The 23,983-nt window shown below is 67.1% G+C and carries 18 protein-coding genes; 3 read left to right on the top strand and 15 right to left on the bottom strand.

Annotation, left to right across the window (positions count from 1 at the left end):
* Window positions 1–91: 91 nt before the first annotated feature.
* The 6 genes from mnhG to EDF69_RS08820 are packed head-to-tail and all read right to left on the bottom strand — an operon-like array spanning window position 92 to window position 6,047.
* Window positions 92–415, bottom strand: coding sequence for a monovalent cation/H(+) antiporter subunit G (gene mnhG / locus EDF69_RS08845; RefSeq protein ID WP_204991344.1), 324 nt, complete (start codon window positions 413–415; stop codon window positions 92–94).
* A complete protein-coding gene (locus EDF69_RS08840; RefSeq protein ID WP_132883603.1) occupies window positions 412–693 on the bottom strand; it encodes a K+/H+ antiporter subunit F in 282 nt (93 codons plus the stop codon). The genes mnhG and EDF69_RS08840 overlap by 4 nt, the downstream gene beginning before the upstream one ends.
* On the bottom strand, window positions 690–1,178 hold the full coding sequence (locus EDF69_RS08835) for a Na+/H+ antiporter subunit E (protein ID WP_132883604.1): 489 nt from the start codon (window positions 1,176–1,178) through the stop codon (window positions 690–692). The genes EDF69_RS08840 and EDF69_RS08835 overlap by 4 nt, the downstream gene beginning before the upstream one ends.
* Entirely contained in the window at window positions 1,175–2,785 is a 1,611-nt protein-coding gene (locus tag EDF69_RS08830) for a monovalent cation/H+ antiporter subunit D (RefSeq protein ID WP_132883605.1), read from the bottom strand. The genes EDF69_RS08835 and EDF69_RS08830 overlap by 4 nt, the downstream gene beginning before the upstream one ends.
* A complete protein-coding gene (locus EDF69_RS08825; RefSeq protein WP_129341330.1) occupies window positions 2,782–3,120 on the bottom strand; it encodes a Na+/H+ antiporter subunit C in 339 nt (112 codons plus the stop codon). The genes EDF69_RS08830 and EDF69_RS08825 overlap by 4 nt, the downstream gene beginning before the upstream one ends.
* On the bottom strand, window positions 3,120–6,047 hold the full coding sequence (locus EDF69_RS08820) for a monovalent cation/H+ antiporter subunit A (protein WP_132883606.1): 2,928 nt from the start codon (window positions 6,045–6,047) through the stop codon (window positions 3,120–3,122). The genes EDF69_RS08825 and EDF69_RS08820 overlap by 1 nt, the downstream gene beginning before the upstream one ends.
* Window positions 6,048–6,294: 247 nt before the next feature.
* Between EDF69_RS08820 and EDF69_RS08815 the strand changes: the two genes are divergently transcribed.
* Window positions 6,295–10,158, top strand: coding sequence for a Mur ligase family protein (locus EDF69_RS08815; RefSeq protein ID WP_165890029.1), 3,864 nt, complete (start codon window positions 6,295–6,297; stop codon window positions 10,156–10,158).
* On the opposite strand, the gene EDF69_RS08810 is transcribed toward EDF69_RS08815, so the two are convergent.
* The 9 genes from EDF69_RS08810 to EDF69_RS08770 form a co-directional block, all read right to left on the bottom strand.
* Window positions 10,097–11,122: an alpha/beta hydrolase family protein gene (locus tag EDF69_RS08810; protein WP_132883607.1), complete on the bottom strand. Its 1,026-nt coding sequence runs from the start codon at window positions 11,120–11,122 to the stop codon at window positions 10,097–10,099. The genes EDF69_RS08815 and EDF69_RS08810 overlap by 62 nt on opposite strands.
* A gap of 2 nt (window positions 11,123–11,124) precedes the next feature.
* Window positions 11,125–12,318 (bottom strand): HlyD family efflux transporter periplasmic adaptor subunit, encoded by a 1,194-nt coding sequence (locus EDF69_RS08805; protein WP_132883608.1) that lies wholly within the window; start codon window positions 12,316–12,318, stop codon window positions 11,125–11,127.
* Window positions 12,318–13,148 carry an ATP-binding cassette domain-containing protein gene (locus EDF69_RS08800; protein ID WP_239555393.1) on the bottom strand — a complete coding sequence of 277 codons (831 nt, stop codon included), beginning with the start codon at window positions 13,146–13,148 and terminating at the stop codon, window positions 12,318–12,320. The genes EDF69_RS08805 and EDF69_RS08800 overlap by 1 nt, the downstream gene beginning before the upstream one ends.
* 123 nt (window positions 13,149–13,271) lie before the next feature.
* Entirely contained in the window at window positions 13,272–14,105 is an 834-nt protein-coding gene (gene istB, locus EDF69_RS08795; RefSeq protein ID WP_204991410.1) for an IS21-like element helper ATPase IstB, read from the bottom strand.
* Between the two features lie 14 nt (window positions 14,106–14,119).
* Window positions 14,120–15,607, bottom strand: coding sequence for an IS21 family transposase (gene istA, locus EDF69_RS08790; protein ID WP_132884630.1), 1,488 nt, complete (start codon window positions 15,605–15,607; stop codon window positions 14,120–14,122).
* Window positions 15,608–15,700: 93 nt separating this feature from the next.
* Window positions 15,701–17,368 (bottom strand): BapA/Bap/LapF family prefix-like domain-containing protein, encoded by a 1,668-nt coding sequence (locus tag EDF69_RS19950; RefSeq protein WP_425336611.1) that lies wholly within the window; start codon window positions 17,366–17,368, stop codon window positions 15,701–15,703.
* Window positions 17,369–17,628: 260 nt separating this feature from the next.
* Window positions 17,629–18,129, bottom strand: a complete 501-nt coding sequence (locus tag EDF69_RS08780; RefSeq protein WP_132884453.1) for a LuxR C-terminal-related transcriptional regulator — start codon at window positions 18,127–18,129, stop codon at window positions 17,629–17,631.
* Entirely contained in the window at window positions 18,126–19,424 is a 1,299-nt protein-coding gene (locus EDF69_RS08775) for a PAS domain-containing protein (protein ID WP_132884452.1), read from the bottom strand. The genes EDF69_RS08780 and EDF69_RS08775 overlap by 4 nt, the downstream gene beginning before the upstream one ends.
* 508 nt (window positions 19,425–19,932) lie before the next feature.
* Window positions 19,933–21,552 (bottom strand): DUF5597 domain-containing protein, encoded by a 1,620-nt coding sequence (locus tag EDF69_RS08770; protein WP_132884451.1) that lies wholly within the window; start codon window positions 21,550–21,552, stop codon window positions 19,933–19,935.
* 193 nt (window positions 21,553–21,745) lie between these two features.
* Between EDF69_RS08770 and EDF69_RS08765 the strand changes: the two genes are divergently transcribed.
* Both EDF69_RS08765 and EDF69_RS08760 read left to right on the top strand, forming a co-directional pair.
* Window positions 21,746–23,410, top strand: a complete 1,665-nt coding sequence (locus tag EDF69_RS08765) for an alpha-L-fucosidase (protein WP_132884450.1) — start codon at window positions 21,746–21,748, stop codon at window positions 23,408–23,410.
* A 243-nt stretch (window positions 23,411–23,653) separates the two neighbouring features.
* Entirely contained in the window at window positions 23,654–23,974 is a 321-nt protein-coding gene (locus tag EDF69_RS08760) for a hypothetical protein (protein WP_132884449.1), read from the top strand.
* Window positions 23,975–23,983 lie beyond the last annotated feature (9 nt).

Here is a 23,983-nt window from a genome sequence, read left to right as displayed (position 1 = left end):
GCGCTGGCGTCGGTTCTCCGACGCCGGCCGCCCGCAGGCTAGTCCTGTCCCGGCACCTCGCCGCCCTCGTCCTCCTCATCCCACGGGAGGCTCAAACGTCCCCCCGCCGGTCCCGGTACAAGGCCGAGCGGGCGAGCAGCATGAACGCGACCGGGGCCGTGGAGGTCAGGAACAGTGCGATGACGATCTCGTGGACCGAAAGCCGGCCGCGCAGGACCGAGAAGCAGACGATGGAGGCGGCTACGATCAGCGCCATGCCCAGCGTGCTGCCGAGCGTCGGCGCATGGACCCGCTCGTAGAAGGTCCTGAGCCGCAGCAGGCCGAGCGAGCCCACGAGGGTCACCGCGGCGCCGGAGAGGACCAACAGCGCAACGATGAGCGCCGCCCATCCGGGCAAATCGGGTGCCTGGATCATTCGATCACCTCGCCGCGCATCAGGAACTTGGCGAGGGCGACGGTTCCCACGAAGCCGAGCAGCGCGATGATTACCGCCGCCTCCAGGTAGAGCGTCCGCCCGGTCTGAATGCCGAAGGTCAGCAACAGCAGCATCACGTTGGTATAGAAGGTATCGAGCCCGAGCACGCGATCCTGCGCGCGCGGTCCCCATGCCATGCGCAGGAAGGCGCAGAACACCGCCAGCCCTAGCAGGATCTGCGCGGCGGTGATCGCAAGCGCGAGCGCCAGGGTCGTCATGCCTCGAACGCCTGGAGCAGGAGAACTTCGTAGCGGGACTTGATCAAGGTCGCCCACTCCTCTTCGTCGATGAGGTCCAGCACGTGGAGCAGCAGCATGCGCTTCCGCTGGTCGTATTCGACCCACAGGGTGCCCGGCGTGGCGGTGAGGATCAGCGCGAGCAGCGCCAGCCCGCCGCGTTCGGTCAGTTCCAGCGGGATGCGGACGAACCCGGATACGCGGCCCTTCCGCGGGAACAGGATGATCGCCGCCACTGCCAGGTTCGAGCGCACCACGTCGATTGCGACCAGGGCACCGAGCTTCGCTAGCGGCGCCAGGCGGACACGCCGCCTGCGGGGCGGACGCAGCACTGCCATCGCGTGGCTACCGATCAGAGCGGCGCCCGAACCGAGCAGCAACTGGCCGACCGAAAGCGACTGCGACAGCAGCAGCCACACCAGCAGCAGCGCGAGGGCGAGCCCCGGATAGGGTAGCCACCGCCTCATCGGCCCGCCGCCTCTGGCCCGAGCACCGCCTCGACATAGCCGTGGCGGTCTCCCAGCGACTGGCTGGTCCGCTCCATGTACCGCATCGCAGGCCCGGCGAAGATCGTGAGGGCGAAGCAGATGCCAAGCAGCAGCCCCACCGGCAGCAGTTCGGTCACGCGCAAGGCCGGCTGGGGACGCTCGGAAGGGGCCCAGATGAGGTCGATGCCGGCGCGGGTCGTCGCGATCAACGTCGCGAGGCCGGAACCGACGATCAGGCCGATGAGCCACCAGACGGGTGCGCCGACCGTATCCCGCAGGTCCAGCAGGCCGTCGATCATCGCGAACTTGGCGAGGAAGCCGGAGAGCGGCGGCAGCCCCGCGATCAGCAGCACGCAAAAGGCAAAGCCTCCGCCGAGGATCGCCACCGATGCCGGGATGACGACTCCGACCTCGCTCTCCTGCTCGATCGGCATCAGCCCGACGTACTCGTCGTCGAAGACGGGCTCGCCGCCCACGGCCGTCGCGGCATCCCGGCGCTCGACGAGCTCGATCAACAGGTAGAAGGCGGCGACGCCAAGGGTCGAACTCACGAGGTAGAAAAGCGCGCCGGCAAGAACCGAGCCCTCCCCCGCGCCCACCGCGGCCAGCAGCGTTCCGGCCGAGATGGTGAGTGAGTATCCGGCGATCCGCGACAATCTGCGCGCGGCGAGAACGCCGATGATGCCGAACGCGATCGTGCACACGCCGCCGAAGAACAGCCATTGCTGGGCGGCGCCCGCGGTCCGGCTGATCTCCGCGCCGAAAAGGAGCAACGGTACCCGAAGCACCGCATAGACCCCGACCTTGCTCAGGATGGTGAAGAGGGCAGCCACCGGAGGCGCCGCCGCGGCATAAGTGCGCGGCAGCCAGAAGCCGAGGGGCCACATCCCCGCCTTGACCAGGAACGCGACGCTCAGGATCGCCATGCCGGCTTGCAGCATGGGCAGGTCCTGGTCGCTCACAGCGGCCACCTGCAACACCAGATGCGCCATGTTGAGCGTGCCGGTCACCCCATAGATTAGCGCGGCACCGATGAGGAAAAGCAGCGACGTCGCGACGTTGAGCGCCACATAATGGAGCGCTGCCTTGATGCGCGCCTTGCTCGACCCGTGCAGCAGCAACCCGAAGGACGCCGCCAACAGCACCTCGAAGAAGACGAACAGGTTGAACAGGTCGCCTGTCAGAAAGGCGCCGTTGAGCCCCATCAACTGAAACAGGAACAGGGTGTGGAAGCGAGGCCCGGCCTGGTCCCAGCGGGTCGCCGCATAGATCAGCGCCGCGAGCCCCACACAGCTTGTGAGCACCAGCATCAGCGCCGACAGCCAGTCCAGCACCAGCACGATGCCGAAGGGGGCCGGCCAGTTGCCGATGCGATAAACGAGTGTCGCGGGATCGCCGGCGAACCCTGCCCGAGCCACGCGCGTGAGCAGCAGCACCGAGAGGAGCACGAGCGCCGCGGTGGTACCGAGCGCGATGCCCCGCTTGGCCGTGCGTCGCTTCTCCTTGAGCAGCAGCAAGGCCGCGCCGGCGACCAGCGGCAGCAGGATGGGAGCGATGATCAGGTGCCCAGCCCAACCGCCGCTCATTCGCCGTCGTCCCCGTCGACATGATCGGTTCCGGTGATGCCGCGCGATGCGAGCAACACGACCAGCAGCAAGGCGGTCATCGCGAAGGAGATCACGATCGCCGTCAGGACCAGCGCCTGAGGGAGCGGATCATCGTATCGCGACGCTTCCACCGCACCTGACCCCACGATCGGCGGCGCATCCACCTTGAGCCTCCCCATCGCGTAGATGAACATGTTCACCGCGTAGGAGATGAGCGACAGGCCCAGGATCACCTGGAAGGTTCGGGGGCGCAGGATCAACCAGACGCCCGAGGCGGTGAGAATGCCGATGCCGAGGGCAAGAACCAGTTCCATCAGCGCTTCTCCACCCCCGTCTCCTCGCCGCCCCGCAGCGGGCGCACCGGCCTGCGGATCGACTGGTGTGCGATGGCGATCAGGATCAGCGCCGTCGCCCCTACGACGAGCAGGAACACGCCGAGGTCGAACAGAAGCGCGGTAGCCAAGGGGATTTTCCCGATCAGGGGCACCTCCAGGTAGTGGAACCAGGACGTGAGGAACGGATGGTCGAAGAGCAGTGCCGCAGCGCCGGTAGCAGCTGCGATCAACAAGCCGGCCGCGATCCAGTCGGTCGGGCGAACGCGCAGGCGCGCTTCCACACTGCGCGTTCCTGCCGCCATGTACTGGAGGATCAGCGCGATCGACATGGCGACGCCGGCCGCGAACCCGCCGCCGGGAAGGTCGTGCCCGCGCAGGAAGAGATACAGCGCGATCACGACGATGAAGGGGAAGACCCACTCCAGGATGATCCGCGGGACGACCAGGTAATCCGACACCGTGTCGCCCGGCGCGCGTCCCGCATGCGCTTCGTCGAAGGCGTCCTGCAGGCGCTGCTGCTCGGGGTCGCGGACGCTCTCCCGGGCCGGCCGGAAGCGGCGCAGCAACGAGAACACCGTCAGCGCGACGATCGCCAGCACGGTGATCTCACCGAGCGTGTCGAATGCCCGGAAATCCACCAGGATGACGTTGACGACGTTGCGACCCCCGCCCTCCGCATAGGAGCGCTCCAGGAAGAAGCGGGAGATGGCGTCGGGAAGCGGACGGGTCATCATCGCATAGGCCAGGGCTGCGACCCCCGCACCCGCAGCAACGGCGATCAGGAGGTCGCTCCCCCGCCGCAGCACGACGCTCGCGGGCGTGCGCTTGCCGGGCCAGTTGTCCGGCAGCCGCTTGGGGAGCCAGCGCAGTCCCAGGAGAAGGAGGACCGTGGTCACCGTCTCCACGAGCAGCTGGGTGAGGGCAAGGTCGGGAGCCGAGAGCCAGACGAAGCCGATGCAACTGGCAAGCCCGGTGCCCGACACCAGCACTACGGCGGCGAGCCGATGGTATTTCGCCTGCCAGGCTCCGGCCACGGCGCAGGCGCTGCCGATCAGCCAGATAAGTGCGAAGCCGGGATCGATCAGGGTCCGCGGCGCCGTTCCCGGCGCGTAGCCGTGCCGCAGGAAGGGCAGCAGCGCCACGGCACAGGCGACCAGCACCATCAGGCGAAGCTGCGGCTGCAGTCGGCGCGTTCCCAGCCAATCCTCCAGCCATCGCGCGCTCGAGACGAGCACGGAAAGGACCGCGTCGAACATGCGCCGCCCCCTCAGTCGCCCGAGCAGGGGAACTGCATCGGCGGCGTTCAAAGCCCGCGCGAAAACCAGATAGGCGGCCGTGCCGAGCACAAGCGCGATGACGCTCAGCAGCAGGGGTTTGCTGAACCCGTGCCAGATCGCGAGGCTGTATTCCGGCGTCCCTCCCCCCAGTGCCGCGCGAACCGCGACGTCGAGGAATGGGCCGATGGTGACGGCGGGCAAGATCCCGATGACGACGCAGGCAAGCACCAAGACCTCGATCGGCAAGCGCATCCAGTGTGGTGCCTCGTGCGGGCGCCGCTCCAGTTTCGTCGGCGGCGGACCAAAGAAACTCTGGTGGATGAAGCGCACCGAGTAGAGCACGCTGAAGATCAAGCCGACGGTAACGAGATACGGCAACGCCTGGTCGAGAAGCGTCTCGTTGGTTTCCTCCAGCGCCTCCGCGAGCAGCATCTCCTTGGAGAGAAAGCCGTTGAGCAGCGGTACGCCCGCCATCGCCGCCGCGGCGACCATCGCCAGCGTCGCGGTAATCGGCATGAACCGATAGAGCCCGCTCAGCTTGCGCAGGTCGCGGGTGCCGGCCTCGTGATCGATGATGCCGGCCGCCATGAACAGCGACGCCTTGAACGTGGCGTGGTTGATCGTGTGGAAGATGGCAGCCACGGCAGCAAGCGGGCTGCCGATCCCCAGCAGCAGGGTGATGATGCCCAGGTGGCTGATGGTCGAGTAGGCGAGCAGCCCTTTCAGATCCTGCTGGAAGATCGCCGCCCAGGCACCCAGGATCAGCGTGATCAGTCCGACGCTGGTGACGATCAGATACCACGCCTCGCTTCCGGCCAGCACGGGCCACAGCCGGATCAGCAGGAATATACCTGCCTTCACCATCGTCGCCGAATGGAGGTAGGCCGAAACCGGCGTGGGCGCCGCCATCGCGTGGGGCAGCCAGAAGTGGAACGGGAACTGCGCGCTCTTGGTGAACGCGCCGATCAGGATGAGGATCAACGCCGGCAGGTAGAGGCTGCTCGCGCGGATCCGGTCCCCGGAGGCGAGTACCGTATCGAGATCATAGCTCCCGACGATCTTTCCGATCAGGAGAACCCCGACGAGCAGGCACAGCCCGCCCGCTGCCGTGACGACCAGCGCCATGCGGGCCGCGCTGCGCGCGCTTTCGTTCTGGTGCCAGTAGCCAATGAGGAGGAACGAGGTGAGGCTGGTCAACTCCCAGAAAAACGCCAGCTGCACGAGGTTGCCCGACAGGACCAGCGCGAGCATCGAGCCCATGAAGGCGAGCAGGAACGAGAAGAAGCGCGGGACCGGATCGCGCGGAGACATGTAGTAGCGCGCATAGACTATCACGAGAACGCCGATCGCGAGGACGAGCATCGCGAAGATCCAGGTGAGGCCGTCCAGGCGGAGGATGATGTCAAGCCCCAGCGAGGGCAGCCAGGAAACACCGGTCTGGAGGCCGGTTCCATTCGCGACCTGCGGATAGAGCACCGCCATCAGCACCGTGCCCGCGAGCGCGACGGCTCCCGCGATCAACGCTGCAGCGTCGCGGCTTCGCGTCGGAAGCCCGGCAACCGCGAGACTGCCCACGAACGGCAGCAGCAGGACGAACCACAAGGTGACGCTAGACGTCGCGATAGACATTCTCCCTTTCCTCTCCGCGGGCGACGACGCGCTCAACCACCCGGGAGTTTTTGATTGGCTCAGTTGGGCGCAGCCGAGCTGGTGCCTACCGAGTGCAGGATCTTCGGAGGGCCGCTCCGCGAAGCTTCTGGGATCAACGTAGGACGCCGCGCCTGCGATGCAACTCGCCGCGATGGCGCACGGCGCCGTCTTAGCATTGCGTAAACCTGCGCTCGCCAAATTCCCGTTTGGATTGCAGGATGTTGGCATGTCGAGCGCGGAAATGATGGCGAGCCTCTTCAGGCTCATGAACACGAGGACGCCTGCGGCCCAGGGTTCGCCCCCGACGGTCACGCTCTTCGGCGCTTTCAGCTCGGGAAACAGCAGACCGCAGGTCCTGACCGCGCGCGGCGAGAGCCTGGAAGCGGCGTGGAAGCGGCTGGCCGCAGAGATCGAGGCGGCGACTGCGGGAGATCCTCCCCGCTGGCTGCGCGTGGAGAGGGTCGACCAGGTCGAACCCACCAGCTGGGCAAAGCTGAAGGCCAGCCTGCGCCAGACCAAGCGCAATTATTTCCGTTACGGGATAGCGCTCGACGCGGAGTTCGAGCGTGCCTTCCTGGAGCAGGAACTGAACGCCAACGCCATGCTCTATGGCGGCAACGCCATCGCCCACGCGGTGGTGAACGAGGGCAACTTCACCATCTACGCGCGCCGCAAATACGGGCCTGCGACCCAGATCGACTTTGCCGACGATCAACCGTTGTTCGTGTTCACGACCCAGGCGGTATTCGCCGATGCGGACGGCACCTGCGTCGTCCTGCACGACAGCGGCCTCGAGCGCGGCCGGCGGCAGCTCGACCCGCTGACGCCGGAGGACGTGGCGGCACTGGTCCGCAGCGGCGCCGGCCACCTTGCGCGACAGGTCGGGGAGGATGGCCGCTTCGTCTACGGCTACCATCCCTGCTTCGACCGAAAGATCGACGCCTACAACGCGCTGCGCCATGCCAGCTCCACCTATTCGATGATCGAGGCCTGGGAGATGCTGCGCGATCCGCAACTCGCCGCCGCGATCGAGCGCGCGCTCGGCTATCTGGTGCGCGAACTGATCCGCCCGGCCACGCTCGCGGACGGCAGCGAGGCCGCGTTCCTGGTCGACGTGGGCGACGAGATCAAGCTGGGCGGCAGCGCGGTCGCGATCCTGGCACTGTCCCGCCATGCGCAGGCGACCGGCTGCCGCGACCATCTGGCCCTGATGGAGCAGTTGGCGCTCGGCATCCGCTCCATGCAGGATCCGGCGACCGGTGCCTTCGCGCATGTGCTGCACTATCCCGACCTGGCGGTCGTCCAGCCGTTCCGCACGATCTACTATGAGGGCGAAGCTGCCTTCGCGCTGATGCGCCTTCACCAGCTGACCGGCGATCCGCGCTGGCTGGCGGTGGTGGAGCGCGCCTACGACCACTTCATCGCGGCCGAGCATTGGCGGCACCACGACCACTGGCTCGGCTATTGCACCAACGAGCTGACGCTGGTGCGGCCGGAAGCGCGCTATTTCCAGTTCGGCATCCGCAACGTCGCCGGTTACCTCGACTTCGTTCGGGACCGGATCACCACCTTTCCTACGCTGCTCGAACTGATGATGGCCGCGCATGCGATGCTGTCGCGCATCGCCGAGCTTCCGGAGCATCGCCACCTGCTCGCCGAAGTGGACATCGCGCGCTTCAACGAGGCGCTGGAGGCGCGTGCGCGGCACCTGCTGAACGGGCATTTCTGGCCGGAGCTGGCGATGGACTTCGCCCGCCCAGACCGCATCGCCGGCAGCTTCTTCATCCGCCACCAAGGCTTCCGGGTGCGGATCGACGACGTCGAGCATTATCTCTCCGGCCTGGTCGCCTATCACCACTATCGCACGCAGGGTCAGCCGCTGCGTCCGCTCGCAGCGCCCTCAGGTCCGGCGGACCTGTGGGACGCCGATCGCCTAGTCGCGGCGACCGGAGGCAGCTGGGAGGTGCCGCCGCCCGCCGGCTGGTCTGCACGCGGCGTCTGCATCCATCCGCCGACCTACCGCCCGGGCCAGCTGGCGGTGGTCCGCTCAAGGGACACCGGCCGCGGGATCCGCCCGGCCGCGCTTGCGAGCCTGTCGCCGCCGCCGGCCGCAATCGTCACCGATGGCGACCCAGGCGCCTTACCGCCCCACATGCCGGTGCTGCGCGTCGCCGACACGGGCAATGCCATCCTCGAACTCGGACGCGCGGCGCGCCAGCGACTGTCGGTCCCCGTGCTCGCCGTCACCGGAAGCGCCGGCAAGACGACGGCGGTGGCGATGCTCGCCCACGCGCTGGAGCCGTTCGGTACGGTCGGGCGCAGCGCCCACAACGCCAATCTGCCGCATGGCGTCGCCTGGAACCTCGCCTCGGTTCCGGCCGACGCCAAACACGTCGTGCTGGAGCTCGCGGTCGGGCGCATGGCGCACAGCGCGCGGCTGGCGCGGCCGGACGTCGCGATCTTCACCAACATCGCGCCCGCGCATCTGACCAACGGCAGCAGCGTGGCCGACATCGCCCGCACCAAGAGCGCCATCTTCCTCGGCATGGCGCCCGGCGGCATCGCGATCCTCAACCGCGACATGGACCAGTGGGATATCGTACATGCCGCCGCCCGAGCGCGACGGCTGCGGGTGATCCACTATGGCCGGTCGGACGGATGCGAGCTGCGGCTGCTCTCCTATGACGGTGTAACGCGGGAGGTCGAAGCCGAAGTATTCGGCCGCCAGGTACGCTTCACGCTGGGCGCGTCGGGCGAGCACATGGCGTTCAACGCGCTGGCGGCCCTTGGCGCGGTGGCGGCACTGGGCCAGCCGATCGAACCGGCGATCGAAGCGCTCGCGAGCTTCCGGTCGCTCCCCGGCCGCGGCGAGACGCTGCCGCTGGTGATCGACGGCAAGCGGGTGACGCTGATCGACGATGCGTACAACGCCAATCCTGCCTCCATGGCCGCCGCGCTGGCCGATCTCGCCCAGCGTCCGGGCATGCGGCGCATGGCGGTGCTGGGGGAGATGGCCGAACTCGGCGAGGCCGAGGAACCGCTCCACCGCCAGCTCGCCGACGCCGTCGACCAACGGATCGCGCGCGTGCATGCGGTCGGCGCCTTGTGGAACGGCTTCTGGGAGGCGCTTCCGGGCGGGCAGCGTGGCGTGCACGCGGAGAGCCTGGAGGGGCTTCGCGCAGCGGTCCGTGCCGAGCTTCGCGATGGCGACGTGGTCCTGTTCAAGGGATCGAACAGCCGCCGCATCCACGAGCTGGTCGCCTGGCTCAAGGCGGCTGCAAGCAGCGCTCCCCCTGCCCCACTGCTGCGGGCGCCGGCGCCGCAGACAACCCCGCCGCAGAGCCTGCTGCTCTACGATCTGGAAGCGGAGCGCATGGTCGTCTCCGAACACACCGATGCGGCGCACCACCCCGCGGCTCTGGCGAAGCTGCTCACTCTCTGCCTCGTCGATGAACGCCGCCGCGAACTCGAGCTTGCGGAGGACGCGCCGATCTCCGTCTCACCCACTGCTGCGACGGTGGACAGCCGCTGGCGGTTCGAGGCGGGGGAGCGCGTGACGCTCGGCGAGCTGATGGCCGCGACCGCGATCGTCGGGGCGAACGAAGCGGCGCACGCCCTGGCGGAGTGGCATAGCGGATCGGCCGAGGCGTTTACCGCCGAAATGAACGCGCGAGCGCGGGCGATCGGGATGACGGCGAGCCGCTTCGCTTCCCCCAGCGGCCTCGGCCTGGGTCAGGCGATCACCGGTGGCGATGCGATCCGGCTGGGTGCCCATGTGCTCACCCACGCGCCCGCCGTCCACGCGCTTTCGGCCAAGCCGTGGTTCGCGTGGAAGGGGGCAACCTATCCCAACACCAACCGGCTGATCGGCACGGTGGCGGGCGTCGACGGGCTGCGCACCGGCAGCGTCGGCGCGCGTGCCCATCACCTGCTGCTTTCGGTGACCGATGGGCATGGCAGGCGCTGGATCGCGGCCGTGCTGGGCGCCCCCACCCGCGGTGCGCGCGACGCAGCCGCGCGCGCGCTGCTCAGTTCCGCACTTCCTCCGGCACGGGCGGCAGCGGTGCCATTGCGCGCAACGCCGCGCTGATCGCAGCCGCGTCCTCTCCCCGCGCATAGAGTGCGGCGCCCGCCTTCAGCGGCTCGGCGAGCAGGTGCCGGGTACGTCCCTCACCCCGCAGCAGGATGTGGGTGGGGTGCAGCCCGGCGCTGCGCAGCCGCTCCACATAGTGGCGTTGGCTGAGGAAGGGCACGACCCGGTCGCCGGGGTCCGACAGGACGAAGATGTCGGGTCCCGGCTTCGGAATCCCCCCAACATGGGCAATCGGGTCATAGACCGCGGCCGGACCCTCGACGGGACCGCCGTCGGGCCCGCGCCGTTTCTGGTAGGCGCGCATCACCTCTGCCGCCGAAACCAGCCCCGAGCTGATGAATGCGCCGGCGATGTCGCGCCGCCGGTCGAGCAGCGCCGCAACCAGGTGCCCGCCCCCGGAATGCCCCGCAAGGATGAAGCGCGACACCCGATACCGCGCCTTGATCCGATCGAGCGCACCGTCGACGAGCCGCACCTCGTCCAACCGCCGCCTCGCGCCATGATTGCCCGAAGATCCGTAGAGGCCGGGCCGCGCGAGGAAGATCGCGGGCGTGCCGCCGTCGCGAGACCAGCCGGCCATTTCCTGCCGAATGTCGGCCGGAGAGCGCCGCGCATAGCTCCCCGCGATCAATCGGACGCCGCCGCGTCCGCGCAGCAGCACGTCACCCGGCAGGTACACCAGCATCGTGCCGCCGGCGCGCGGGTTGCCGGCCGGATAGGTGCGGATGCAGGCACCGCCGCCGCGGACCGGAACCCAATAGGCATCGGGCACGTCGGTGCAGCGCCGCCGGCTGCTGGTGGACCCGTTCAGCGCCTCGCGCGCGTCGAAGGTCTGGCGGCCGCGCGGGATGCGCAAGGGTGCGGGTCGCTGGGCTTCGTTGGGCATCAGCCGTGGCGGCATCGGGGTCTCCAGTTGCGGCGACAGGAACAGGCTTGCCGCCCCCAACCAAAGCCCGAGCACGCTCACCGCTCCCGCAACGCCTCCCGCCCCCGGTTGAACGGCTTCACGAGATACTGGAACACGGTCTTGCTGCCGGTGTGGATGTCGGCGGTCGCGACCATCCCCGGTACGATCGGGAAACGGCGACCGGCCTTGTTGACCAGGGCGTCACTGTCGGTCCGGATCAGCACGCGGTAATATTCGACGTCGGGCTTTGCTTCGTCCTTGATGGTATCGGGCGAGATGGTCGCGACCTTCCCCTTCAACCCGCCGTAGATCGCATAGTCATAGGCGGTGATCTTGACGCTGGCGGGCTGGTTCGGGTGGATGAAGGCGATGTCCCGCGGCGAGATGCGCGCCTCCACCAGGAGCTTGTCGTCCAGCGGCACGATGTCCATCAAACGGCCGTTGGGCGGGATGACGCCGCCGATCGTCGACACCTCGATGTTCTTGACGATCCCTCGCACGGGGGAGCGCAACGTCAGGCGGGCAAGCGTGTCCGCCCGCCCCTTCACCACCGGCGACAACGTCGCCACTTCCGCGTTCGCCTTTGCCAGCTCCTCGCGAGCCTGGACGATATATTCGGAGGTGAGGTCGGCCTGCTTCAATTCCAGATCGGCAAGCTGCCGCTGCAGCCGCAGCACCTCGACGTTGCTGGCCGCGCCGACCGCGATCAGCCGCTGGCCGATCTGCACCTCGTTCGTCAGCAACGCGATCGAGCGGCGCAGCCAGGCGAGCGACTTGTCCAGGCTGCTCCGTCGGGCCTGGTACAGGCGCAGTTCCTTGGCCTTGAGTTCGGGATAGGGATCGAGTTCCGCCGGGAATATGGGAGCAGTCTGTCCGACCTCCGCTTCCAGCCGTGCGACGCTGGCAAGCGCAGCGCGGTACTTGGCAGCACTTTCCTCGAAGGTCGAGGCACTCTGGGTCGGGTCGAGCTGCGCCAGGATCTGGCCAGGCTGAACGATGTCGTCCTGCTTCACCAGCAGCTTTGCGAGGATACCGCCTTCCAGCGACTGGATCACCTGCTCGCGCGTGGAGGGTACCACCCGCCCTGCCCCGGTCGCCACCTCGTCCAGCCGAGCGAAATACGCCCAGGCGAACAGCGCGGCCATGCACGCGACGATCACCCAGATCAGCCGCGTCGCGCGGCCAAGCCGCGCACCATCGGCATCGCCGAACACCCAGGCGCCATTCAGGACGTCGGCGCTCGTCGCCATCAGATCCGATCCTTTCGCGCCGGCACCACCTTCGCCGGCGCCCGCGGCGTGCGAAGCCGCTCCAGCACCTCATCGCGAGGACCGTCAGCAACGATGCGGCCGCCTTCCACCACGATCAGCCGGTCGACCAGTTCCAGCGCGCGGGTGCGGTGGGTGGCGATCACCACGGTTCGCAGCGCACTCCAATCCCGAAAGCGCGCGATGAAGTTCCGCTCCGCGGCGTCGTCCATCGATGCGGTGGGTTCGTCCAGCAGGATGACGCGAGGATCGCGGATCAGCAGGCGCGCGAGCAGCAGTGCCTGGACCTGCCCCCCGGAGAGGCCGGACCCGCCCTCGAAGATCAGATGCTCCAGCCCTCGCGGCAGGCGCCGGACGAACTCGTCGGCCCCCACGATCGCCAGCACCGAGCGGATATCCTCGTCGGTGGCGTGGGGCGCACCCATGAGCAGATTGTCGCGGATCGTGCCATGGAACAGCCGCGCGCGCTGCGACAACAGGCTGATGTCACGCCGCACGTCCGCCGGGTCCACCTGGCCCAGCGCTACGTCATCGACGAGCACCTCCCCCGAGACCGGCTCCAGGAGACCCGACAGCGCCTGGAGGAGCGTCGATTTACCGGCTCCGTTGCGCCCGAGGATCGCGATCTTCTCGCCGCCCGCGATCTGGAGCCGGCTGACGGTCAGGGCGGCCGGGGACTGCGGGTCGCCATAACGGAACACTGCATCCCGCACCGTCAGATCGCCGGCGATATGGGGCAGGTGCACGCGGGACTCACGGTCCGGGTGATCGACGGGCAGCGCCATGACCCGGTTGAGGCCCGCGATTGTCAACGGCGGAGCAAAACCAGGCCAGCGGGGCGGAGTAAAAGCAGGCCACTTGAGGCGCGCGCTGACGATATGAAAAGGGCCCCGATCGGGGCCCTTTTCATATCGTTGCCGTCCTCGGCCTGATGGTCAGGAAGATAATATCTCACCGGTGTCCGGGTCGGACAGGGCACTGGCCTGGTTTTGCTCCGCCCCGCGACGTTTGCGTCCGGTGGACTGCTTGAGGCGATAGCTGTCGCCGTTCATGGTCAGGATGGTGGCATGGTGGGTGAGCCGGTCGAGCAGTGCGCCGGTCAGCCGCTCGGAGGCGAGCACCTGCGTCCAGTCCTCGAACGGCAGGTTGGAGGTGATGATGGTCGAGCCGCGCTCGTAGCGCTGCGACAGCACCTCGAAGAGCAGTTCGGCGCCGGTCGGGGACAACGGGACGTAGCCGAGTTCATCGACGACGAGCAGCTTCACGGCCGCCATCTCGCGTTGGAGCTTGAGCAGCCGTCGCTCGTCTCGCGCCTCCATCAACTGGTTCACCAGCGAGGCCGCGGTAGTGAAGGCGACTGTGAAGCCCTTCTGGCAAGCCGCCAGGCCGAGCGCGAGGGCTACATGCGTCTTGCCTGTCCCGCTGTTGCCGAGCGCAATGACGTTCTCGCGGCGCAGGATATATTCGCACCGTGCGAGCTCGACCACCATCATCTTGTTCAGGCTGGGGATGGCGGTGAACTCGAAGGTGTCGAAGCTCTTCACAGCCGGGAAACGGGCTGCGCGGATCCGTCGTTCGATGGTCCGGCGCTCGCGGTCGATGAGCTCCAACTCGATAAGCCGCAACAGGTAGCGCGTGTGGTCGACCCCGCCTTGCGCGCATTCGCGCGCGACCTTTTCGTACTCGCGCAGAACGGTTGGCAGTTTGAGTTGTTTGAGATGATGGGCGAGCAGCACCTGTGGCGTACCTGCGGTCGTGCCCACCGGCATGGCGTCCTTGTCCGTCATGCTGCCAGCACCGCATAGTCGGCCGCGCACGTCGTTTTGACGTCCATCTTGGGCACGTGCGGATACGCCGCTAAATCCAGGCGCGGCGGACGGCGCTCGATACGCGCCAGCGCGATGAGTTTTACCGCGTCAAAACCAGGTGCGCCCAACTGGACTGCCTCGGTCACGGCATCCGTGACGATGGGAAGCGGCATCGCCTCGAGCAGCCGCAGCACCTGGATGAACTCGCGTTTACCCTTGTTGCCCATCCGGGCCTCGAGCAGGTGGCGCAGATGCTGGAAGATGTCCGGCAGGTTCCAGTCCTGAAGGGCTGCCGCCTGGTCGAGCGCACCGGGCTTGGTCTCGATGAGCGCGAGATAGTGCAGTGGGTTGGAGACGAATACGCCTTCGTCGTAGCAACGCGCGTGCCGGGCAATCTCTTCGCCCGCGCATATGATGACGACCTCGTCGACGAACCCCTTCACCATCACGTCGCGGTAGCCGTACGCGGTCGGCACCGAATAGTCGTTGGTCCGGTAGCGCACCATCGCGGTCGACGACACGCGCGCCGCGCGTTTCTCGCATGGCTCCAGTGGTACGGACGGCAGCGTGCGCAATGCCGATACGTCTGCCGCCAGCCGCTCGGCAATGGTCTGCGCGTGCTGACCGGCATGCTCGCCCTGGCGCGTACGGCAGGACTCCTCGAACCTGGCGTTCAGGACATCGAAATTGGCAGCGACCGGCACGGGCACCATGAAGTTGTTGCGCGCAAACTTCACCAGCCCCTCGACCTTGCCTTTGTCGTTGCCTCGCGCTGGACGCGCAAAACGGTCCTGAAACAGGTAGTGGCTGACCAACTCGGTGAAGGCGCGTGTGCGCTCGCGCGTTCCATCGCCGCAGATCTTTGCCACGGCGATGGTTGTGTTGTCGTAGAGGATGGACAGCGGCACGCCCCCGAAGAACGCGAATGCCGACACGTGCCCGTCAAGAAACGCCTCGGTCGTCTCGCGCGGATACGCCTTGAAGAAGCAGGCATCCGACTGCGGCAGCGACATGCAGAAATAGTGGATCTTCATCCGCTCCCCGCCGACGACCGCGACCGCCTCGCCAAAGTCGACCTGTGCATGCCCCGGCGGGTGCGCCAGCGGCACGAAGGTCTCGCGCCCGCGGGCCCTGCACAGCCGCACATGGTCCTTCACCATCGTGTAGCCGCCCGTATAGCCATGCTCGTCGCGCAGCCGCTCAAAGATCCGCTTGGCCGTGTGCTGCTGCTTGCCCGGCGCCTCGCGGTCGGCTGCCAGGATTGCGTCGATAACCGGTAGCAGCGTCCCGAGCTTCGGCTTGGTCGGAGGTTTCGTCCGGCGGTATCCAGGAGGCGCCGAATACAGGCACATCTTGCGTACCGTATCCCGGTTCAGCCCGAACACCTCCGCCGCTTCCCGGCGACTATGCCCCTCGACAAATACAAACCGTCTGACCGCTGCGTAGCTCTCCACGACAAACATCCCCGCCGCTCCGCAAAGGGAGCAGCTTACCAACTGGCCGGATTTTACTCCGCCCCCGACGGCACTGCGCCGGCGGTCCTGTGGCCTGGTTTGTCACCGCCCTTCACAAGCGTCCGCGTCCGCATCCGCGTCCGCATCCGCGTCGGCATCGGCGTCCGCATCAGCGTCAGCGTCAGCGTCGGCATCCGCATCGGCGTCCGCGTCGGCATCAGCATCAGCGTCCGCGTCGGCGTCAGCGTCCGCGTCAGCGTCCGCATCCGCGTCGGCATCCGCGTCGGCGTCAGCGTCCGCATCAGCGTCAGCGTCCGCATCAGCATCCGCGTCCGCATCCGCGTCGGCATCGGCGTCCGCATCAGCGTCAGCGTCAGCGTCAGCGTCAGCGTCGGCATCCGCATCGGCGTCCGCGTCCGCGTCCGCATCCGCGTCAGCATCCGCATCGGCGTCCGCATCAGCGTCGGCGTCAGCGTCGGCGTCCGCATCCGCGTCGGCATCAGCATCAGCGTCGGCGTCCGCATCCGCATCCGCGTCAGCGTCAGCGTCAGCATCGGCGTCCGCGTCGGCGTCAGCGTCGGCATCCGCATCGGCATCAGCGTCCGCGTCGGCATCCGCGTCCGCGTCGGCGTCAGCGTCAGCGTCAGCGTCAGCGTCCGCATCCGCGTCGGCATCCGCGTCAGCATCGGCGTCGGCGTCCGCATCAGCGTCAGCGTCCGCATCCGCGTCGGCGTCCGCGTCGGCGTCAGCGTCCGCATCAGCATCCGCGTCGGCGTCCGCATCAGCGTCAGCGTCCGCGTCCGCATCCGCATCCGCATCCGCGTCGGCGTCAGCGTCCGCATCAGCGTCGGCATCAGCATCCGCATCAGCGTCGGCATCCGCATCAGCATCCGCATCCGCATCCGCGTCAGCGTCAGCGTCCGCATCAGCATCAGCATCCGCGTCGGCGTCAGCGTCAGCGTCCGCATCAGCATCCGCGTCGGCGTCGGCATCCGCATCAGCGTCAGCGTCCGCGTCGGCGTCAGCGTCCGCGTCGGCATCCGCATCGGCATCAGCGTCCGCGTCCGCGTCGGCGTCAGCGTCAGCGTCCGCATCCGCGTCGGCATCCGCGTCAGCATCGGCGTCCGCGTCCGCATCAGCGTCAGCGTCAGCGTCAGCGTCAGCGTCGGCGTCAGCATCCGCGTCAGCGTCGGCGTCGGCGTCAGCATCCGCGTCAGCGTCGGCGTCCGCATCAGCGTCAGCGTCAGCGTCAGCGTCCGCATCCGCATCGGCGTCAGCGTCCGCATCCGCGTCAGCGTCGGAGTCCGCATCAGCGTCGGAGTCTTCGGACTCATCGCCGGTGATCGCGCCGCCGACCAGGCCGCCTGCGAAACCGGCAGCGATGCCCGCGAGGGGGCCCGCGAAGGCGCCCAGGCCGCTGGCCGCGCCGGCACCGACCGCACCGCCGACCAGCTGGTCGCCTGCGGCGACTTCGATGAAGCTGAATTCGGTGCTGCCTACCGGCGCGCGCGCGAGCCAGACGCGGCCGTCGCTGCCCTGCAGCAACAGGTCCTTGGGCGTGCTATCCGCACCCGGCGTGTAGAAATTCTCGACCCGCGCGGCGCCACCGTCCTGCAGGCGGACCACCAGCGCGTCGCCCTCGCGCGCGAAGCCCGTGACCTCGGCGGGCGTATAAGGGAGCTTTACGACGTCCGTCGTTCCCGGAGTGAAGTTGGTCGTGCCAGCAGGGGTGGCATCGGCAGCGACATTGTCACTCGTCTGTGGGCTCACGGCGCATCATCTCCCTCTTGGCCCCGGAAGTCTCGCCATCCGACGGTCTCCGGTCACGTCCTTCGACGGCTCACGCCGCCTGCGGAGACCACGCCCTGTCTTGCACGAACTTGCGTTCGGGAAAGTCGCGTCTCCGGACATCTATGTATTTGAGGGAAAAGGCCGATCCTATTGGACCAAGCCCCTAAGTGACTACGTAGAACCGCACGCCGGCATTTACTTTCTGGAAACCAGTTTCACCTGCCCTGGCCGGCCGCCGCTCAGGCCAGGCCGGCCGAAGCGGCCAGCGCCATCGCCTCTGACATGGTCCCGACCTGCAGCTTGTCCTTGATGTTGGCCCGATGCACCTCGATGGTGCGGGGGCTGAGCCCGAGTTCCTTGGCGATCAGCTTGCTGCTCAACCCGGTGAGAAGCCGGCTGAGCACCTCTCGCTCGCGCGGCGACAATGCAGCGAGCCGCTCGCGGGCGGACTGTGCGCCGGGAGCGCTGGCTTCCTCCCGCTCGGTCACGGCGTGCAGCGCCTCCCGCACCGCCCGCAGGAGCTGCTCCTCCCCGCCCCCGGTTCCGGGCAGCACGTCGAACGCGCCCATCTTCATCAGGGAGCGGACCTCCTGAGCATTGCCGTGCTCGGGCGTGAGCGCGATGATCCGGAACGATCGACGGCGGTTCCCCAAGGCGCCCAGGATCCGCCCCAGGCTGTTGGGAGCGCTGGGAACGCTGAACAGGATGCAGCCCGCCTGAAGAGCAGTGGCGATCTTCACGAACTGCTCGATCGTCTCGAACGTGCGGGGCTTGAAGCCGCGCCGCCAAAAACGGCCGGCCAGGCGCGCCTCCTCACCCGGCTCCAGGCCGACCAGGTAGATCTGCTGATGGTCCTGCGCATCGATGCGCTCGGCGATGCCTCCGACGCTGCGGATGCTGCCTTCCCGATCGGGTACCGCAAACAGCGTTTCCCGGATCTTGCGGATCTGCCCGTCGCCGCCGACCACGCGTATTCCTCGCAGATCAGTTCGCCTGCCTGCAGGCGCGGCAGGAAATCGATCTGGCGGTCCCGGTCGTCGGGATGGACCGTCCCCAGCCAGTCGCTCCAGCTCCGGAGCTGGGAAGCTGTCTGTTCTCCCCAAAGATGTGTGGTATCGCCGGCCAGATAGTCGATCTGCTGGGTTTCGAGATCGACGATCCAGAGCACCTTGTGGCTGGAATGTGCGAAGGTTTCGAACAACTCCTCCTTGGAGTGGATCGACTCCATGGCGACATGCCAATCGTGCACATCGGTCGCGGCACTGTACCAGCCCTCGATGTCACCATCTGCGTCCAGCACGGGTTCGGACCGCACCAGCACCCAGCGATACTGGCCATCGTTCCGCCGCAGCCGATGACGGCTTTCGAAGGTCGTGCGCCGGGAGAGCGCCTTTTCGAAGCGCAGGCGGATGGCCTGCACGTCGTCCTGGTGGACGATGGATGGCCAATCGTCACCGATGGTCGTCGGATCGACGCCGAGGAAGTCGATCATCCGCTGGTTGGCCCAGGCAACGTGGTTCGGAACCCGCGTTACCCAGAGCATCTCGGGCACGAGGGCGCTGAACCGCTCCAGTTCCTTCGCCTGACGCACGGCTTCGCGCTCTGCAAGGACCAGCTTGGTCGTCTCCCACGCGGTGACGAGAACGCCGCCCACCTCATCGTTGGCATAGCGCACCGGCGAAACGGAGAAGGTCCACCAGCCCTTTTGTGGGCCGCTGCCCCGATCTAGCTCCAGCGGCAGGTTCTCGTGAAAGCTCGCCTCGCCGCGCATCGCTGCGTTGACGATCCCGCTGACCTCGTCCCAAGCCTCCGCCCAGATCTCCCGATAGGGACGCCCTAGTGCATCGGGCTTTTTGCCCAAGATGACCGTGTAGGCGTCGTTGAAGAAGGTGACGAAGTCGTCGCCCCAGAGCAGGCTTTGCGGAAAGGCAGAGTCGAGGATCAGGCCCAGCGTCGTGGTAAGTTCCAGTGGCCATTGCGGCCGCGGCCCCAAAACGGTCGATGACCAATCCTTTCCGCGGATGCGGGCCGCCATCAGGCTATTGCCGAGCTGCAGTGGGGCCTCCCTGAATCATCATCCGTCTCCCTGTTTTCGACCAATGCTCGCAGGCGGCAAGAATATGTCAATATCGGTCGAGGCGTCAGGCGCGGGAACGGGACTTAGGACCCTCAGCTACACCGAGCTGAAATAAGTTAACCGCTTAGAACAATGGAACGTCCGCTCTGCGATCGGAATAGGGTCGACGAGACTGCACCAAAACGGATGGTATACGTTTTACCCGCGATACCGCGCGTGGATGAAATCCCTAGATGCTGCTTTTCATGTAGCTTCGACGGGCCTCACCGCTGGCGAGCACTGTCGCCAATCTGGCCTGCAGCATCGAGTAAGCGCCCCGCCGGGGGCAACGGGACGTGCTCCGGGCGGTGTTCGCTGGCACCGCCAGACCGCGGAGCTCGAACGTCGTTCGGTCTAGACGGACGGCATGACCGGCGCGATCGCCGTCAAGGACGAACGCGTCTGCATCCCCGCTTCGCTCCCCGCACTATCGCTTCGGATAGCTGGCAAGCTTCACCCGCAGCAATTGCGGGGCCGCGGTGAAGTTCAGCCCCCAGTCCGCCTGATCGCCGTTCCACACGCGCTCGAACACCCATCGGCCCCCCTCATCGTAATGGCCTTGCTCGATACGATCGTAGATGAGATTGGCGGCGCGCTTGTCCGCCAGATCAAAGTCGACCCGCCCACGAAATCCCGTAACCAGATACTCGTCCGGCGCGAGTTCGGCGATCGCGACCCCGCCGGAAGGGTCGGGATTGCCCTTGGGCGGCGCCATGCCGAAGTCGGGGCGACCGAAGGTGGCGGTGGCGACATATTTCCCGAGCTGCATCACCTGCTTGTGCTCATCGGCCGGGTCATTGGGTTCGGCCGCGCCCCATGTCTTGCTATCCAAGGCGAGCCTTGCCCACAGCCGCGCGATGGGTCGGAACAAGGCAAAGTGCGCCGCAAACGGCGCGATGGCCTCGTCGTTCAGCTTGGCCGTCAGCGGCAGCGTGGAAAGATACCGGTTGCCGTCCAAGCCGAACGGCGCCCAGCCGATCGCGCCACACCCGATCGCCTCGAAGAAGTAGCGGGCATACTCCTTAGCGTGGCCGGTTTCCGGCACGAACAGCGGATTGTCCGGCCGGTCATAGGCATCGAGGAAGCCCCGGTAGGCTTTGTGATCGGGGTTGTAGATGTCGGGCGCCAGCGCATCCAGGTGCGGGGCCGCGGCCTTGTACACGTCGATCACGGTGTTGGCCGGTCCGCCGCTCGCGTAGCTTTTCGGCTCCTGGTAGGTGAACGGATCGCCGGGAAGCGCCGCGTTGACATACATCGGGATCGGCTTGACCGCCTTCCCTGCCGCCGCGACCTGATCGATGTAGCGTGCGACGTGCCAGGCGTGAAAATACAGATCGGCGTCGCGGCCGAACACCGTGGCCCAGTCCCCCGGCCGCTTCTTCATCCGGCGCAGCAATGCGGCGGGCACGGGGCCGGCGAAGGCGGCGTTCGCTTCGGGCGAGTGGTCGCGCGGCAGGCCATAGGAGCCGGGCTCGTTCTGCACCTGCACCATCACCACCGTATTCTGCGGATCGGCTTCTTTCAGGTGGCCGATGAAGGCGGTAAAGGCACGGCGATCGGCGGCGAGCGTCTCGCGCCCGAACGGCGACAGGGCATAGTGGTTGGTCCCGTCCGGCGCGCGCATCCGGGGGAAGCGCTTGTTGTCCAGCTTCACCCAGGCCGGCGTATACTGCGGGTTGGTGTTCTTCCACGTACCGAACCACAACAGGACGAGGCGCAGCTTCCGCTCGCGTGCCTGTGCCAGCAACAGATCGAGATAGGAGAAGTCGAACACCCCCTCCTTGGCCTCGATCTGCTCCCAGGCGATCGGCACCTCTACCGTGTTGACGTGCAGCGCTTCCATGGTCGGCCAGACCTTTGCCATCGCGGACGGCCACGCACTGGAGTTGTTCACCTGCGCGCCCAGGATGAGAAAGGGTGCGCCGTCGACGATCAACGCGTGGCGGCCGTCCCGCGTGACGATCCGCGGCACCGCGGTCTCCTGCGCCGCCGCCACCGGCGTCGCAAGCGTCGCTGCCGCCGCGATGGCCGTTCCGATGATCCTCATGCCCCTCCCCTTTTGTTGCTGTCTCGCGGCGGCCGACGCGGCAAGAAGCCGTCGCGGGAAAACGGCTGGGAACACGCGCCTAGTGCAGTAGCAGCTTGATAGCGCTATCGCCTTGTCCGTCGCGCGTCCATACGCCAGGAACAGGAGCGGCGGAGCAGCCCCGACGCATTACTCAAGCAACGGGCGTGCCGCGATGAACGATCTTTCGGAACGCACGGTTCGTGCCGGCGCTCTCGAAGCGGGGGAGGACGAAGTGACCGAAGGACCATCGCGGCGTACCGTGATCGCTGCCGCGTTGGCGGCCCCTGCCCTGATCGCCGCGCGGGGCGAACGGGTGCAGCCGAACTGGCCGTCGCTGGTGCAGCATTACCGGTACCCCGAGTGGTTCCGCGACGCGAAGTTCGGCATCTGGTCGCACTGGGGGCCGCAGGCGGTGCCCGAGCAGGGCGATTGGTACGGCCGGTTCCTGTACATGCAGGGCCACCCGATGGCCGACTTCCACCGCAAGACCTATGGCCATCCAGCCGAGTTCGGGATGAAGGACCTGTTCCCGCGCTGGACCGCCGCAGCTTGGGAGCCGGAGGCGCTGATGCAGCGCTTCGTCCGGGCGGGGGCCAAGTATTTCGTGTCGCTCGCTTGCCATCACGACAACCTGGACTGTTTCGACAGCAGCCACCACGCGTGGAATGCGACCGCGATCGGGCCGAAGCGCGATGTGGTCGGCATCTGGGAACGTGCGGCGCGGCGGGCCGGGCTGCGGTTCGGCGTGTCGAACCATATCTCGCACGCATGGCACTGGTACCAGCCGGCCTATGGCTATGATCCGGTCGGCCCCCGCAAGGGCGAGCGCTATGACGCGTACCGGCTGACGAAGGCCGACGGACGCGGGCAATGGTGGGAAGGGCTCGACCCGCAGGAGCTCTACACCGGGCGCCATATGGTGGCACCCGACGGGATCGACAGCATCGTGGCGATGAATGCTTGGCACGACCAGCACGACGGCCAGTGGATCGAGACGCCCCCCCCGCACGATCGCCGCTTCGTGCGGCAATGGCTGCTCCGCCAGCAGGAGCTGATCGAGAAGTATCGCCCGGATCTCTGCTACTTCGACAACTACGAGTTGCCGTTCGGCCAGACCGGGATTGAGGCGGCGGCGCACTACTACAACCGCTCGATCGCGTGGCACGGCAACATCGACGTGGTGCTCACCGCCAAGCAGTTGAAGCCTTATGCCCGGTTCGGCGTGGTGCAGGATGTCGAGCGCGGCTTTTCCGACCGGCTGTGGGACGAGCCGTGGCAGACCGACACGTGCATCGGGGACTGGTTCTACAACCGCAGCCGCTTCACCGACAAAAGCTACAAGAGCGCCGAGGACGTGGTGCAGCGGCTGGCCGACGTGGTGTCGAAGAACGGCAACCTGCTGCTTTCCGTGCCGCAGCGCGGGGATGGCAGCATCGACGCGGAGGAGGAGCGGATCCTCGACGATCTCGCCGGCTGGATGGCGGTGAACGACGAGGCGATCTTCGGCTCGCGGCCGTGGCGCGTGTATGGCGAAGGCCCGACGCAGCTTAGCGCAGGGATGCAGAACGAAGGCGCGTTCAAGGGCTTCGACGAGCGGGACGTGCGGTTCACGGTGAACAAGGGTGCGCTGTACGTGCTGTTCCTGAAGCGACCGACACGGCCGGTGACGATTGCGGCGCTTGGACGCGGGCGGTGGAACGGGCGGGTTGCGCGGGCGACGCTGCTGGGCGGTGGGCCGGTGACGATGGCCCAGCGGGCGGACGGGCTGGCACTCACTGTGCCGCGGGGCGACGGTTTCGTCCCGGTAGTGAAGCTGGAGGGAGTGGGATTCGTTTGAGGTGGCGCGAGTCCTTCCACAAAGGGAAGTTTGAGTGCAGCGGCAATCCCACCCGCCCCTCCGCGGAGCCAGAAATCCATATGCGCAACGTTCGCTTCCACCACGACGTCGAGATCTTATAGCTCTCCGCCTGCGGGTGATAACGACGTGGCGGCTTCCGCCCAATCTCGGACATGCGGTTAGGCTTCCACCGGCTCAACACCTGCCATTGCGAACCGCCTTCCCGTCGCGCAGAACGCCCGGATGGAAATCTCGATCATCTTCGAACCCGCATTCCAACGTCAAAAAGCAGGCGCGGTTTGGATCGTGGAGAGCGACGCAAATCGCCGCTGGTTCAAGAAGCAGTCTGATCTTGATGCCGGCAGCGCCCTATTTGCGCCGGAAGGCGGGGAGACCGGGCATGAGGCCATACTCCGGTCAGTCTGGAACGTCCAAGAGCACTACCCGGATTGGTCGCGGATCACCGTCAGCGGCGTGGTTCTTACCAAAGAGTTGGCCAGAGAACTTCGCGATGAAGGCAACATGATGGGGACGGAAGAGGGGTTCGCGCTCGTTCGGGCGTAGTCGGCTTAC

This window comes from Sphingomonas sp. JUb134 (genome assembly GCF_004341505.2).
Classification (GTDB): domain Bacteria; phylum Pseudomonadota; class Alphaproteobacteria; order Sphingomonadales; family Sphingomonadaceae; genus Sphingomonas.
This window is presented reverse-complemented; position numbering and strand designations above follow the sequence as displayed.

Excerpts from the sequence above, each read along its gene's own strand:
- EDF69_RS08830 (WP_132883605.1), bottom strand. The coding sequence starts at position 2,785 with ATGAGCGGCGGTTGGGCTGGGCACCTGATCATCGCTCCCATCCTGCTG.
- EDF69_RS08770 (WP_132884451.1), bottom strand. The coding sequence starts at position 21,552 with ATGAGGATCATCGGAACGGCCATCGCGGCGGCAGCGACGCTTGCGACG.
- mnhG (WP_204991344.1), bottom strand. The coding sequence starts at position 415 with ATGATCCAGGCACCCGATTTGCCCGGATGGGCGGCGCTCATCGTTGCG.
- EDF69_RS08820 (WP_132883606.1), bottom strand. The coding sequence starts at position 6,047 with ATGTCTATCGCGACGTCTAGCGTCACCTTGTGGTTCGTCCTGCTGCTG.
- EDF69_RS08805 (WP_132883608.1), bottom strand. The coding sequence starts at position 12,318 with ATGGCGACGAGCGCCGACGTCCTGAATGGCGCCTGGGTGTTCGGCGAT.
- EDF69_RS08815 (WP_165890029.1), top strand. The coding sequence starts at position 6,295 with ATGTCGAGCGCGGAAATGATGGCGAGCCTCTTCAGGCTCATGAACACG.
- EDF69_RS08765 (WP_132884450.1), top strand. The coding sequence starts at position 21,746 with ATGAACGATCTTTCGGAACGCACGGTTCGTGCCGGCGCTCTCGAAGCG.
- EDF69_RS08775 (WP_132884452.1), bottom strand. The coding sequence starts at position 19,424 with ATGGCGGCCCGCATCCGCGGAAAGGATTGGTCATCGACCGTTTTGGGG.
- EDF69_RS08760 (WP_132884449.1), top strand. The coding sequence starts at position 23,654 with ATGGAAATCTCGATCATCTTCGAACCCGCATTCCAACGTCAAAAAGCA.
- istB (WP_204991410.1), bottom strand. The coding sequence starts at position 14,105 with ATGCCGGTGGGCACGACCGCAGGTACGCCACAGGTGCTGCTCGCCCAT.
- EDF69_RS08840 (WP_132883603.1), bottom strand. The coding sequence starts at position 693 with ATGACGACCCTGGCGCTCGCGCTTGCGATCACCGCCGCGCAGATCCTG.
- EDF69_RS08825 (WP_129341330.1), bottom strand. The coding sequence starts at position 3,120 with ATGGAACTGGTTCTTGCCCTCGGCATCGGCATTCTCACCGCCTCGGGC.
- istA (WP_132884630.1), bottom strand. The coding sequence starts at position 15,607 with ATGTTTGTCGTGGAGAGCTACGCAGCGGTCAGACGGTTTGTATTTGTC.
- EDF69_RS08835 (WP_132883604.1), bottom strand. The coding sequence starts at position 1,178 with ATGAGGCGGTGGCTACCCTATCCGGGGCTCGCCCTCGCGCTGCTGCTG.